The sequence below is a fragment of the Erwinia phyllosphaerae genome, from assembly GCF_019132875.1.
In the GTDB taxonomy this organism is placed as follows: domain Bacteria; phylum Pseudomonadota; class Gammaproteobacteria; order Enterobacterales; family Enterobacteriaceae; genus Erwinia; species Erwinia phyllosphaerae.
This window is the reverse complement of the sequence record NZ_JAHSPF010000008.1, coordinates 20,577-33,918: the sequence shown is the minus strand read 5'-3', so window position 1 is coordinate 33,918 and position 13,342 is coordinate 20,577. Positions and strand designations below refer to the sequence as shown.

Genomic DNA, 13,342 nt, shown 5'->3' with positions numbered 1-13,342 from the left:
ACTGGCACTCTTGGCAGATCTTTTTTTGCCCGGAACGCTGGTATGTCACTGATAAAATTAAAAAGAGCTTCGCTGAGTCGGCACTTTTTCCTGATAATCTTCTCCGTTTACATTGCTGTGTTTCTTAATATTGCCTTTTATCGGCAGGTTATCGCCGCGATGCCGCTCAGCGATCTGCACAGCACGCTGGTCTTTCTTTCTATGCCGATCGTCGCGTTCAGCGTCATCAATATTGTCCTGACGCTGGCGTCGTTCTTCTGGCTGGACAAGCTGCTTATCGCGCTGTTTTGCCTGATTTCCGCTGCCGCGCAGTACTTTATCTGGAATTACAATATCGTCCTCGACCGGTCGATGATTGTGAATATGCTGGATACCACCGCGTCGGAATCCTTTGCGTTGATGACGCCGCAGTTTGTGGTCAGCCTGCTGCTGTCCGGCGTGCTGGCCGCCGCGCTGGCGTTCTGGATCCGTATTAAGGTACCCGCTTCGTTGCTGAAAAGCCTACTGATGCGCGCTGTCAGCATGGTTGTTTCCGTTTTGCTGATCCTGCTGGTAGCGCTGTTTTTCTATAAAGACTACGCCTCGCTGTTCCGCAACAATAAAGAGCTGGTGAAGTCACTCAGCCCTTCTAACAGCATTGTGGCTTCCCTTTCCTGGTATAAACACAATCAGCTAACGCATCTGCCGCTGGTCAGAATGGGCGAAGATGCGCATCAAAGCGCCCAGCTGCAAAACAGCGATAAAAAAAGCCTGACTATTTTAATCGTGGGTGAAACCTCGCGCGCGGCGGACTTTTCGCTTTCTGGCTATTCGCGCCAGACTAACCCTTTGCTGGCAAAAGATAACGTTACCTATTTCCCGCAGACGATTTCCTGCGGCACTTCTACGGCAGTGTCGGTGCCCTGTATGTTTTCCGGAATGCCGCGCGCGCACTATGACGACGTGCTGGCCAGCCATCGCGAAGGCCTGCTGGATATCGTGCAGCGTGCGGGCATCAGCGTACTGTGGAACGAAAACGACGGCGGCTGTAAAGGCGCCTGCGACCGGGTACCGCACCAGGATATGACGCACCTGAATTTGCCCGGTATGTGTATCGACGGCGAATGCTATGACGACGTGCTGTTTCACGGACTGGACGACTACATCAACCAGCTGAAAGGCAACGGCGTAATCGTGCTGCACACCATCGGCAGCCACGGCCCGACCTATTACAATCGTTACCCGCCGCGTTTCCGGCAGTTCGTGCCGACCTGCGATACCAATCAAATTCAGGATTGTTCGCAGCAGCAGCTGGTCAATACCTATGACAACACGCTGCTTTACGTCGATTACATCGTTGATAAAGCGATTAATGTATTAAAATCACACCAGGATCGTTTTACCACCAGTCTGGTTTATCTTTCCGATCACGGGGAATCGCTGGGTGAAAACGGGGTCTATCTGCACGGCATGCCTTATGCCATTGCCCCTGAAGAGCAAAAACATGTCCCTATGCTCATCTGGCTGTCGCCTGATTATCAGCAGCGTCATGCGGTTGATATGGGCTGTATGAACAAACTGAGCGGAAAAAGTTGGTCACAGGATAATCTTTTTTCCACGATGCTGGGCCTGACCGGCACCGTAACGCATGAATATGCCCCTGGCGACGATATCCTGACGGCTTGTCGGAGTAAAAATCAGTGAAAATTCTGGTTGTAGAAGATGATGCCCTGCTGCTGCAGGGCCTGTTAATGGCGCTGGAAGGCGAAGGCTATGTTTGCGATGGCGTAACCACCAGCCGCGATGCTGAAGCCTGTCTGGCGGGCGGACTGTACAGTTTACTGATTCTGGATTTGGGCCTGCCTGATGAAGACGGCCTGCGCCTTTTGCTGCGTCTGCGCCGCCAGAAAAAAATGCAGCCCGTATTGATTCTGACGGCGCGGGACACGGTCGGCGACAGAATTACCGGGCTGGATGCGGGCGCAGATGATTATCTGATTAAACCTTTTGCGCTGGACGAGCTGCTGGCGCGTATCCGGGCGCTGATCCGCCGCGACGTTAACCAGGGCGACAGCCGTCTGGTGTTTGGGCAGCTTTCGCTGGATATGACCCATCGGCAAATACACCTTGCCGACCGGCTGCTGGAGCTGACGCCAAAAGAGTACGCCATTCTGGCGCGCCTGATGCTGAAAGCCGGCCAGCCGGTGCACCGCGAAATTCTCTATAACGATATTTATAACTGGGAAACCGAGCCTTCTACCAATACGCTTGAGGTCCATATTCACAATCTGCGCGACAAAATTGGTCGAACGGCGATCCGTACCGTACGCGGTTTTGGCTATGCGCTGATGAAGGACGGGACAGAACGCGCTGATGATTAAATCTTTTTTCCAGCATCGCGGTAATACGATGCGTTTTCGCCTGCTGATGGCGGTTGGCCTGATCCTGTTACTTTGTCAGGTGATCAGCGTGGCCTGGCTATGGCATGAAAGCCAGGAGCAGATCCAGCTGCTGGTAGACGCGGCGCTGCATAACCATGACCAGCGAAAACACGTGGAAAAAGAGATACACGAGGCGGTCGCCAGCCTGGCCGTGCCGAGCCTGATTATGATTACGCTCGCGCTGCTGCTCTGTTTTCAGGTGGTGAAATGGATCACGCGGCCGCTGTCAGAGCTGCAAAAGCAGCTGGAAAACCGTAGCGAAGATGACCTTTCTCCGGTCAACTGTCCTCGATCGGTACGGGAAATCGATGCCGTTACTCTGGCCGTTAACCAGCTGATTACGCGACTGACCACCAGTCTGGAGCGTGAAAGGCTGTTTACCGCCGATGTAGCGCACGAATTACGTACGCCGCTGGCCGGGCTCCGGCTGCACCTGGAACTGCTGGAAAAGAAGCACAGGATCAACGTACAGCCACTGATCCAGCGGCTGGATCAAATGACCAATAGCGTGGCGCAACTGCTCCAGCTGGCGCGAGTCGGGCAATCTTTTACCGCCGGTAACTATCAGCGGGTTTCGCTGGCAAAAGATGTGATTGCGCCAATGAGTGCGGAGATGCAATCAATGCTGCAACAGCGCGGGCAGCAGCTGGAGATAACCATCGTGGACGACGCAACGGTACGCGGCGACGCGACGCTGTTACGCGTTTTATTAAGAAACCTGATCGAGAATGCCCATCGCTATAGCCCGACCAACACGGTGATCGCCGTACGCGTGGAAAATCACTCCGGCGCGGTGATGGCGGTAGAAGATCAGGGAGTAGGCATTGATGAGAGTAAAAGCGGCGAGCTGAGCCGCGCCTTTGTGCGTATGGACAGCCGTTATGGCGGCATCGGACTGGGGCTGAGCATCGTCAGCCGTATCGCTCAGCTACATAAAGCGCAGTTCTTTCTGGAAAACCGACAGCAGGCCAGCGGCTGCCGGGCTTCGATCAAATTCACATCCTGAACCTTACTTAGCTGCTGAACCAGATTTTCAGGAAAGTCAGAATAACGATAACGCTGAATATCACCGTGGCATATTCACTGGCTGGCCTTACGCGCTGCTGTTGCATGGTTCTCTCCTTATCGTGATAAGGAGAGTCTCCCGGAAAAAGATTAAGGCAACCTTAAGACGGTGCAGCCCGCATAGATTTCAGCAGGTCAGCAGGTCAGCAGGTCAGCAGGTCAGCAGGTCAGCAGGTCAGCAGGTCAGCAGGTTACGATAACTCACAGGCCAATCGGCTGATAGCCCTGCCACTCCGGACGAAAAGGCGTTCCCTTTTCACAAGGCGTAAGATGCACGTAAAGATTGCCGACTTTATCCAGCAGCAGGCAGTCGTCCACGTCGGTCAGATTATCTTTATGCTGCTTTAGCGCGCCGTTCAGCAGCGAAGCCAGGCCTTTTGCCTTTGCTTCCTTAACGCTTGTCGCCACAAAGAGATCGAAGGCGTGCAGCTCGGCCAGCGTTGAAGGATGATAAGCGCCCGCGTTAACAAAAAAGAGCCGGTTTTTATCCTTCGGCGGCGTATCGGCAAGCGTAATGCTGTAGCCATCGGCCCAGTTAATTCGCGCATAGCCATCAATATGGATCTTATCCGCGTCGCCGAACCAGGCTTCACGCAGCGCTGGCCAGGCCTCTTTCGGCTCGTTGGCGGCGACAAACTGAATGTCATGTACTTCGATATTCGATTTTCCGGCGTTGCCGCCTACATAAAACATATACAGCTGCATACTGGCTCCGTTAACTGTCGAAAAAACGGCGATCGTACAGCCTTAAAAACGATATATAAACATTTACATATCGGTATTAATGCACGCAAGCCGACACCGTGCTTTTCCCGCTCAAAACATAAGAATTACTTATAGCCTACCGTGCTTTACCCGCTGCTTTTTTCGGGGTCTCCGCTTCCACTTTGCACATATTTGCCCCTGAGCGGCCAGGCAAACGTTTACCCCGGATGAAAAACAGCCTTTGTGCGGTGACAAGGGTTACGGCGCTTAAGTTCCGTCCTTTGTGTGATCTACATCACACTTTAATTAAAGTGAAATGAAACAGAGTTTGACAACTGTGAGCGATCTCTATTTCCTTAGCAGCGGATGACGGCACACTGCTCCGGCATTCGATACGGGTGTTTTCGGTACTGAAAACCGCCTTCCTGTTCCGTTCCGGATAATGACTGATAAGACCATCGCGCGGGCTGCAGAAAATGGTCGATAAGCATGTGGTAATATAATGAAATATAAATCTCTGATGGCTGGCGCTCTGGTTGCTCTCTCTTACAGCGCTGCTTCTTTTGCTGCACCTGAACAGCCGCAGTACGTTTCCGACTGGTGGCACCAGAGCGTGAACGTCGTCGGCAGTACTCACACTCGCTTCGGGCCGCAGTTCAATAATGATGTTTATTTGGAATATGAAGCCTTTGCTAAAAAAGACTGGTTCGATTTCTATGGCTATCTGGATCTGACCAACTTCTTCGGGACCGGCAACTCTAACGCTAACGGCATTTTTGACCACGGTTCGCCGATGTTTATGGAGATTGAGCCTCGCTTCTCTATCGACAAGCTGACCAACACCGACCTGAGCATCGGGCCGATTAAAGAGTGGTACTTCGCCAACAACTATATCTACGATATGGGCCGCAACAGCAGCAGCCGCCAGAATACCTGGTATATGGGTCTGGGCACCGATATCGATACGCATACCCCGGTTAACCTGTCGCTGAACGTCTATGCCAAATACCAGTGGCAGAACTATGGCGCAGCGAACGAGAACAGCTGGGACGGCTATCGCTTCAAGGTGAAATACTTTGTGCCGCTGACTACGCTGTGGGGCGGTAATCTGAGCTACGTTGGTTTTACCAACTTTGACTGGGGTTCCGATCTGCGCGACAAGAGCGACGCTTCCCGTACCAGCAACTCTATCGCCTCCAGCCACATTCTGTCGCTGGCTTACGATAACTGGCACTACTCGGTGGTGGCGCGCTACTTCCACAACGGCGGCCAGTGGGCTGACGGCCAGGAGCTGAATTTCGGTAGCGGTGATTTTGAAGTGAAATCGACCGGCTGGGGTTACTACCTGGTGGTTGGCTACAACTTCTAATCCCCATGCTTTTCAGCCGCCGGTTCTGCGCCGGCGGCTTACGGATTTAGCTGCGCGCGCCAATCGGATTCATAATAATCTTCGCGGGCGGCGGCTCAATGTTGTACATGCCGCCGTTAAACGGATCGACCAGCAGCCAGCCCGGGAAGCCGCCAAGCGGAATATTACCCAGCAGATACCAGAGGTTAGCCTTCTCGTTCAGCGGGATGGTTTGCGGGACAAAGCCCGGCTGTTCCAGCATCAGCAGGAATTTCTTTTTGCCAAAGTAGCTGCCGTCAGATTTTGCCAGCGTCACGGTTTTTGGGGTGAACCCTTCCGCCACTGCCCTGCCCGTTTCATCCTGAACAACAAATTTTGCGCCTTGCGGCCAGCTCTGGATGGTCACATCCTGGGTCTTGTCGCCCACGATGGTTGCACATCCGCTCAAAAGCCACGCCGAAGCCAGCGCCAGTAACACGAGTCTCATAAGCTTTCCTGCCAGGTTAAATATTGAGAATAGTTTACGCAGAGTCAGGCGAGATTTATTAATCGCGCCCGATAACGAGCGCGATCGCGTAAAGCTCTGAGAGGGTTATCGGCAGCGTTGGGCAATAGCTTTAATATCGGCTGGCGTGGTGCGGCAGCAGCCGCCGATCAGTTTTGCACCAGCCGCCTGCCATTCGGCAAGGTTATCCACCAGCGTGCAGGTAGAAGCGTCGCTGTGCCAGCTTTTGCTGGCGGCATCATACTGCTCGCCAGAGTTGGGATAGACCACCAGCGGTTTTGCGCTTAACGCGGAAAACACTTTCAGCGCCGCCGTCACCTTATCCAGCGCGATGCAGTTGATGCCCAGCGCCACAACCTGAGGAACGTTGTCCAGAAAGGCGAGCACGTCGGCCAGCGGCGTCCCGTCGCTCAGATGATCGCTGTCGCGCAGCGTAAAGGAGAACCAGGCTGGGGTAGCCGGGAATTCGGCCAGCAAAGCAACCAGCGCCTCGATTTCGGCAAAAGAAGGCAGCGTCTCGCAGGCCAGCAGATCCGCGCCCGCGTCTACCAGCGCGCGAACGCGTGGCCGATGGAAGTCCATCATCTCCGCCTGCGGTAAAGAATAGTCGCCGCGGTATTCGCTGCCGTCTGCCAGATAAGCGCCATAAGGGCCGACGGAACCGGCGACCAGCAGCGGCGTGGTTTGCTTAGCGGCGGCAAGGTAATCCGCGCGCGCTTTTATGGCCAGCTCTACGCTTATGGCAATCAGCGCCAGCGAATCGGCTTCATTCAGCCCGCGCTTCGCAAAGCCTTGCGGCGTGGCCTGATAGCTGGCGGTAATGGCAACCTGCGCGCCCGCTGCAAAGTAGTCGTAATGTACCTGGTAAATCAGCTCGGGGTTTTCGATCAGTACTTTTGCCGACCAGAGCGTATCGGTAAGGTCGCAGCCGCGTGCTTCCAGTTCGGTTGCCATCGCGCCGTCCAGCACCAGGCCAGCAGCAACCAGTTTCTGCACAGAATCAATCGGTGACACGTTGAACCTCCTGGCGTTTTTGCAGCAGTTGAGTGAAATAGTAAGCACCGTAGCAAACGGCAATAAAAGGCAGTCCGCAATAGAGCGCGATACGCTGTTCCGGATCGAAAGCCAGGCCAACACAGGCCAGCAGGCAAAGCACGAAGCCCAGGATCGGCGTCAGCGGGAACCACGGCGCCCGGTATTTCAGGTCGGCCAGCGGCTTGCCTGAACGCAAATGGGCACGACGGAAGAAGAAGTGCGCCGCGCAGATGCTCAGCCAGACGGCTACCACGGCAAAGCCAGAAATCGCAGAGAGCGCGACAAATACCGTATCCGGCGCGATAACGCTGGAAAACAGCGCCAGCAGTCCGCCCAGCATGCTTACCGAAATTGCCGTCAGCGGAATACCGCGACGCGTCAGCTTTGCGAAGCAGCGCGGCAGCGTGTTCTGGTTTGATAGCGACCAGAGCATGCGGCCAGAGGCATAAAGACCCGAGTTTGCCGCCGACAGAATGGCGGTAAGAATGACGAAGTTGAAGATATCCGCCGCGTAAGGAATGCCGATCTTTTCAAACACCAGCACAAACGGGCTTTTCACGATCCCCGCCTGATCCATTGGGATCAGCGCCGCCAGGATCAGCACGGTGCCGACAAAGAAAATAATCAGCCGCGCCACGGTGGTTTTTATCGCCAGCGGCAATACCTTATGCGGATTTTCCGTTTCGCCTGCGGCAATGCCGATCAGTTCCGTGCCGGAAAACGCAAAGTTAACCGCCACCATCGTCATCAGAATCGGCAGTACGCCGTGCGGCAGCCAGCCGTGAGCGGTCAGGTTATGGAAAAACGGCGCGCTGCTGCCGTCTTTCAGCGGAATAAACCCGAACATCGCGCCCGCGCCCAGTACGATAAACGCCAGAATGGTGACCACTTTAATCAGCGAGAACCAGAACTCCCCTTCGGCAAAGAAGCGGGAAGAGATGACGTTAAGCAGGAAGATCAGCGTGCAGAACAGCAGGCACCACAGCCAGACAGGCGACTGCGGAAACCAGTACTGCATACAGAAACCGGCGGCGGTCAGGCTGGAGCCGAGCGCTACAGTCCAGGTTAGCCAGTAAAGCCAGGCAACGGTGTAGCCTGTCGCGGGGCTAAGATAGCGCGCCGCATAGACGTGAAAAGCACCGGTTTCCGGCATGGCGACGGAAAGCTCGCCCAGGCTGAGCATCACCAGATACACCACCAGCGCGCCAATCAGATAGGCCAGCAGCGTACCGGCCGCGCCGGTCGTGGAGATAATATAGCCGGTGTTAAAAAATAGACCGGTGCCGATAACGCCGCCTAATGAAAGCATCACCAGATGGCGAGCCTTCATACTGCGTTTAAATTGTTGCGAACTGTCCTGCTGAGTCTGCTGCATGCCGTCATCCGTATAGACGTCTAAACTTCTACATAGGACAAGCGTTATACCTGGTCTGCCACGGTATTGCAACGTCAGGAAGCGTAAATCGGCGCTTTTCAGCGCCTGCGATCGATGCGGATAAAGGCACGGAAAACGGTCAGTCGAACACGGATTCCAGATAGCGTTCCAGCGCCGCGCGTGAACTGAAGCCGTGAGGAATACCATAATGATCGCGGCTGTCGCCAACCAGATACATAGGAAACTGCACGTAGTGCTCGCAGGTTTTTATTTCGTTTGCCGGCTCCGCAAAGCTATGGCTCTTTTCCTTTAGCGTGGGATGGATCACCAGCGCAGTCCGGCCTAAACGCGCCTCGCGGTTAACGTACACATAGCTGTCGCCACGGCGGTAGCCATAAGCTTTTGCGGTAACGGCGTCCATTTCAAATCCCGCTTTTTCCAGTACGCGAGCGACCTCATCAGGGCGTAGATACATGCTTAATCCTCTAATACTTGCCAACCCCGACACCTTACCTTAGCGCCAGGGCGCAGGGCTTTCGGAATTGTCCAGAAACAGGGTGTAGCCCAGACCATCACAAGAAATATCTCTCTGATAGTCTATAGTAAATAGTCCGTATCATTTCCAGGAGAGAGCTAAATGTTTAACCGGACAACAAATAATGAAGATGTTGATATTAACCAGGACGTCACTCTGCTGGCCGATACCCTTGACGGCCTGTTAAAAACTTACGGCAGCAAATCGAAAGAAGAAATTGATGATGCTCGCAGCAAGGCACAGACCCTGCTGAAAGAGACGCGCGCAAAACTTAACGGCGGCAATCGCGTGACCCGCGTCGCTAAAGACGCAGGCGAGCATGTAGATACTTTTGTACGTGATAATCCGTGGCACGGCGTAGGCATTGGCGCAGCTATCGGCGTATTCCTTGGCGCACTGATTGCCACCAGCGCTTCCCGCGACTGATTTTTCTGACTACACCGTAACGACTAATCCCCGCCCAGGCGGGGATTTGACTTATTGAAACAGAACTATCTTTACGCTATTCCACAGCTATTTTCCCGCCTGATATCTTATATTCGGAACTATGCGTGTTTCATTCGCTCTTTCAGCGTTTCAATAATGAAGGCGTTAACAGACGTTTCACACTCCGCCGCAGCCTGATTCAGACGCTCTCCAAAGGATTCAGGGTAGCGTAAAGTAAAAGTTTTCACTTTTTCCTGTTGCGCAAAGGGCTCAATTCCAGCTGATTTACAATCCTCGATATATTCACGCAGCGAAATCTCACCTTCGTTAGTTAATCCCTGAACGTTATCCGACACAAAATCACAATAACCCGTTAATCCCAAAAAGCGTCCTCTGAAGGCTTTCAGCTCAGGAACATAGCTGACGATAGCGGGTTGCCCGGCAATCGTAATGGTGTTTAAAGGCAGTGCTTTGGTCATGGTTTTACTCCTGTGCTTTCAAGCCAGTCACGTAGGTTTTCGACTGCGCCTTTATCTGTATCCGGCGAAGGATGGGGACGATGGAAGCTGGCTATGCTGCCGTTAAGAATAAACTTGCAGCGAGATCCGCGCCCTTCTTTTACTTCACCACCCAGCGCTTTAATCAACGCTTCAATATCACTCCATCTGATGCCTGATAAGACAGGTGTTTTAAATACCTGCTCAAGGGTATTTCTTTGTTTCTTCCTGAGCGATGAAACGAATCCTTTCATTCCCTTATCCCTTGAAGTCACTTTGTGCAGTCATTGTAGTTATACACCGTTATGACGTCAATTTATGCAGTCGCTCTTTTCCTGCTGTGGGCAAAGCAAGAGCACCGATCGCCATTCCAGCGTCCTGCCAGAAAGCACATGCGCAACATTTAACCGAAATATTTTTTAATGAGGTTAGATTCAGGTGCCACAAGGGTTTGTGCCGTTTGGCTGAAGTACGCTTACAGGAAGCAAGGTTGCAATAGCTTAACGCTACATCTAGTATCTATAGAAATGAAATAACGCAACATATAGCTTTTAGCGGCGATTCTGGCGGTACGTTTACAGAGCTGGTGACAGCAATATTCGTGCCAGACATCCGATCATAAAGGGAAATACGAATCATGCGCATTATTATTTACACGAAAGATAACTGTGTCCAGTGCAACGCGACTAAAAACGCGATGGACAAACAGGGCATCGATTATCAGCTGGTTAATCTGGACCAGGATCCCACAGAGCTGGAGACCTTAAAAGCGCTGGGCTATCGCCAGGTTCCCGTGGTGATGGCTGAAGAGGAGCACTGGAGCGGCTTCCGTCCCGATAAGATTTCTGCCCTGAGTCAAGCCGCAATGCGAGGCTGAGCGAATGTCACTGGTCTATTTCTCCAGCCAGTCGCAAAACACGCACCGCTTTGTTTTACGCACCGGCCTGCCGTGCCGCCGCATCCCGCTGGACGGGCAATTGCGGGTTAACGAGCCTTATATCCTGGTCGTACCGAGCTATGGCGGCGGCACGGCCAAAGGCGCGGTTCCCGGGCAGGTCATTCAGTTTCTGAACGACGTTGATAATCGTCGGCTAATCCGTGGCGTCATTGCCGCAGGCAATCGTAATTTCGGCGAGGCTTATTGCCTGGCCGGCAGCATTATTGCGCAAAAATGCCGCGTGCCGTGCCTCTATCGCTTTGAGCTGTTGGGCACAGAAGAAGACGTCGCTAACGTATCCAGGGGAGTAACCCAATTTTGGCAAGCACAGACAGCACACTTATAACGCCGACAGAGGCCGATTATCACTCCCTGAATGCGATGCTCAATCTTTATGATGCTGACGGCAATATTCAGTTTGAAAAAGATCGCGAGGCGATTCGGCACTATTTTTTGCAGCACGTCCTGCCAAATACGCTGACCTTCGCCTCAGTTAGTGAGCGCTTACAATACCTCGTTGCCGAAGGCTATTACGAAGCCGAGGTGCTGAACGCTTACCCTTTTGAATTTATCAGCCAGCTGTTTGAACAGGCGTATCAGCGCCGCTTCCGCTTTCAGACTTTTTTAGGCGCATGGAAGTTTTACACCAGCTACACGCTGAAGACTTTTGACGGCAAGCGCTATCTGGAAGGCTTCACCGAACGCGTATGTATGGTGGCGCTCACGCTGGCCAAAGGCGACCGACCGCTGGCGACGGCGCTGGTGGAGGAGATGCTTTCCGGCCGCTTCCAGCCCGCCACGCCAACCTTCTTAAACTGCGGCAAACAGCAGCGCGGCGAGCTGGTTTCCTGCTTTTTGCTGCGCATTGAAGATAATATGGAGTCGATTGGCCGCGCGGTAAACTCTGCGCTACAGCTTTCCAAACGTGGCGGCGGCGTGGCGTTTCTACTTTCAAACCTGCGCGAAGCCGGTGCGCCCATCAAGCGTATTGAAAACCAGTCTTCCGGGGTCATTCCGGTGATGAAAATGCTGGAAGACGCTTTTTCCTACGCTAATCAGCTGGGGGCGCGTCAGGGGGCGGGGGCCGTTTACCTGCACGCGCATCATCCCGATATTCTGCGTTTTCTGGACACCAAGCGCGAAAACGCCGACGAAAAGATTCGTATTAAAACGCTGTCGCTTGGCGTAGTTATTCCTGACGTCACTTTTCAGCTGGCGAAAGAGAACCGGCCCATGGCGCTCTTTTCACCTTATGACGTAGAGCGAATCTACGGCGTGCCCTTTGCCGATATCAGCATCACTGACAATTATGAAGAGATGCTGGCGGATGAGCGTATCCGCCGCACCTTCATTAATCCGCGCGAATTTTTCCAGACGCTGGCGGAAATCCAGTTCGAATCGGGTTATCCCTACATCATGTTTGAGGATACGGTTAACCGCGCCAACCCGATTAAAGGCCGTATCAATATGAGCAACCTCTGCTCTGAAATCCTGCAGGTGAATACGCCGACCGACTATAACGACGATCTGAGCTATCGCCATATCGGCAAGGATATCTCCTGTAATCTGGGTTCATTGAATATTGCGCATACCATGGATTCGCCTGACTTTGGCCGCACGGTAGAAATCGCGGTGCGCGGACTGACGGCGGTCTCCGATCAGAGCCAGATCCGTTCCGTTCCTTCTGTCGAAAAAGGCAACTCGCTGTCGCACGCTATTGGTCTTGGACAGATGAACCTGCACGGCTACCTGGCGCGGGAAGGTATTCAGTATGGTTGTGAAGCAGCGCTGGATTTCACCAACCTTTATTTCTATACCATCACCTATCACGCGCTGCGCACTTCAAATCTGATTGCTCAGGAGCGTGGCGAGACCTTTGCCGGTTTTAAAGACTCCCGTTACGCCAGCGGTGAATACTTTGATAAGTATGTTAATCAACCCTGGCAGCCACGCACTGCCGAAGCCGCCGCGCTGTTTGCCAGAGCAGGCATCGCTTTGCCCTCACAGCAGGACTGGCGCGAACTACGTGACTTGGTCATCAGGCACGGTATTTATAATCAGAATTTACAGGCGATTCCGCCGACCGGTTCTATCTCTTATATCAACCACGCGACCTCAAGTATTCACCCGATCGTTTCGCGGATTGAGATCCGCAAAGAGGGAAAAACCGGCCGCGTGTACTATCCCGCGCCGTTTATGAATAACGATAACCAGGCGTTTTACCGCGATGCTTACGATATCGGGCCAGAAGCCATTATTGATACCTATGCCGAAGCCACGCGCCATGTCGATCAGGGGCTGTCGCTGACGCTGTTTTTCCGCGATACCGCCACCACGCGCGATATCAACAAGGCGCAGATCTACGCCTGGAAAAAAGGCATTAAAACGCTTTACTACATTCGTCTGCGTCAGATGGCCCTGCTCGGCACCGAAGTCGAAGGCTGTGTCTCCTGTTCGCTCTGACTTAACTATAAGGGGCGAAGGTATTTGCCCC

At 53.4% G+C, this 13,342-nt stretch carries 15 protein-coding genes; 8 read left to right on the top strand and 7 right to left on the bottom strand.

Annotated elements, in window-relative coordinates; all coding sequences use genetic code 11:
- Window positions 1-42: 42 nt before the first annotated feature.
- From eptA to pmrB, 3 genes are read left to right on the top strand one after another with little or no spacing between them, the layout of a single operon-like run.
- On the top strand, window positions 43-1,683 hold the full coding sequence (gene eptA, locus KUE00_RS14620) for a phosphoethanolamine transferase EptA (RefSeq protein WP_425523587.1): 1,641 nt from the start codon (window positions 43-45) through the stop codon (window positions 1,681-1,683).
- A complete protein-coding gene (gene pmrA / locus KUE00_RS14615) occupies window positions 1,680-2,360 on the top strand; it encodes a two-component system response regulator PmrA (RefSeq protein WP_246760627.1) in 681 nt (226 codons plus the stop codon). The genes eptA and pmrA overlap by 4 nt, the downstream gene beginning before the upstream one ends.
- Window positions 2,353-3,426 carry a two-component system sensor histidine kinase PmrB gene (pmrB, locus tag KUE00_RS14610; RefSeq protein ID WP_246760626.1) on the top strand — a complete coding sequence of 358 codons (1,074 nt, stop codon included), beginning with the start codon at window positions 2,353-2,355 and terminating at the stop codon, window positions 3,424-3,426. Before pmrA ends, pmrB begins: the two co-directional genes overlap by 8 nt.
- A 260-nt stretch (window positions 3,427-3,686) precedes the next feature.
- Here the strand turns inward: pmrB and KUE00_RS14605 are convergent, their stop codons facing one another.
- Window positions 3,687-4,190, bottom strand: a complete 504-nt coding sequence (locus KUE00_RS14605) for a DUF1543 domain-containing protein (protein WP_246760625.1) — start codon at window positions 4,188-4,190, stop codon at window positions 3,687-3,689.
- A gap of 502 nt (window positions 4,191-4,692) precedes the next feature.
- On the opposite strand from KUE00_RS14605, the gene KUE00_RS14600 reads away from it, so the two are divergent.
- The gene (locus tag KUE00_RS14600; RefSeq protein ID WP_246760624.1) at window positions 4,693-5,559 is read left to right on the top strand and encodes a nucleoside-specific channel-forming protein Tsx; all 867 of its coding nucleotides are present in this window, start codon (window positions 4,693-4,695) and stop codon (window positions 5,557-5,559) included.
- Window positions 5,560-5,605: 46 nt separating this feature from the next.
- On the opposite strand, the gene KUE00_RS14595 is transcribed toward KUE00_RS14600, so the two are convergent.
- From KUE00_RS14595 to KUE00_RS14580, 4 genes are all read right to left on the bottom strand, one after another.
- Window positions 5,606-6,025 carry a hypothetical protein gene (locus KUE00_RS14595; protein ID WP_246760623.1) on the bottom strand — a complete coding sequence of 140 codons (420 nt, stop codon included), beginning with the start codon at window positions 6,023-6,025 and terminating at the stop codon, window positions 5,606-5,608.
- Between the two features lie 105 nt (window positions 6,026-6,130).
- Window positions 6,131-7,057: a homocysteine S-methyltransferase gene (gene mmuM / locus KUE00_RS14590; protein ID WP_343215887.1), complete on the bottom strand. Its 927-nt coding sequence runs from the start codon at window positions 7,055-7,057 to the stop codon at window positions 6,131-6,133.
- Complete coding sequence (gene mmuP, locus KUE00_RS14585) at window positions 7,044-8,453, bottom strand: S-methylmethionine permease (protein ID WP_246760622.1); 1,410 nt, start codon at window positions 8,451-8,453, stop codon at window positions 7,044-7,046. The genes mmuM and mmuP overlap by 14 nt, the downstream gene beginning before the upstream one ends.
- A 139-nt stretch (window positions 8,454-8,592) precedes the next feature.
- Window positions 8,593-8,928: a DUF2002 family protein gene (locus KUE00_RS14580; protein WP_125289393.1), complete on the bottom strand. Its 336-nt coding sequence runs from the start codon at window positions 8,926-8,928 to the stop codon at window positions 8,593-8,595.
- 162 nt (window positions 8,929-9,090) lie between these two features.
- Here KUE00_RS14580 and KUE00_RS14575 point away from each other — a divergent pair, with 162 nt between their 5' ends.
- Complete coding sequence (locus KUE00_RS14575) at window positions 9,091-9,414, top strand: DUF883 family protein (protein WP_246760621.1); 324 nt, start codon at window positions 9,091-9,093, stop codon at window positions 9,412-9,414.
- Between the two features lie 119 nt (window positions 9,415-9,533).
- Here the strand turns inward: KUE00_RS14575 and KUE00_RS14570 are convergent, their stop codons facing one another.
- A complete protein-coding gene (locus KUE00_RS14570; protein WP_246760620.1) occupies window positions 9,534-9,893 on the bottom strand; it encodes a type II toxin-antitoxin system HicB family antitoxin in 360 nt (119 codons plus the stop codon).
- Window positions 9,890-10,165 (bottom strand): type II toxin-antitoxin system HicA family toxin, encoded by a 276-nt coding sequence (locus KUE00_RS14565; protein WP_246760619.1) that lies wholly within the window; start codon window positions 10,163-10,165, stop codon window positions 9,890-9,892. The genes KUE00_RS14570 and KUE00_RS14565 overlap by 4 nt, the downstream gene beginning before the upstream one ends.
- Before the next feature lie 383 nt (window positions 10,166-10,548).
- On the opposite strand from KUE00_RS14565, the gene nrdH reads away from it, so the two are divergent.
- From nrdH to nrdE, 3 genes are read left to right on the top strand one after another with little or no spacing between them, the layout of a single operon-like run.
- Window positions 10,549-10,788, top strand: a complete 240-nt coding sequence (nrdH, locus tag KUE00_RS14560) for a glutaredoxin-like protein NrdH (RefSeq protein WP_246760618.1) — start codon at window positions 10,549-10,551, stop codon at window positions 10,786-10,788.
- Window positions 10,789-10,792: 4 nt separating this feature from the next.
- The gene (gene nrdI, locus KUE00_RS14555) at window positions 10,793-11,194 is read left to right on the top strand and encodes a class Ib ribonucleoside-diphosphate reductase assembly flavoprotein NrdI (RefSeq protein WP_246760617.1); all 402 of its coding nucleotides are present in this window, start codon (window positions 10,793-10,795) and stop codon (window positions 11,192-11,194) included.
- A complete protein-coding gene (gene nrdE, locus KUE00_RS14550) occupies window positions 11,167-13,311 on the top strand; it encodes a class 1b ribonucleoside-diphosphate reductase subunit alpha (protein ID WP_246760616.1) in 2,145 nt (714 codons plus the stop codon). The genes nrdI and nrdE overlap by 28 nt, the downstream gene beginning before the upstream one ends.
- Window positions 13,312-13,342: the final 31 nt, after the last annotated feature.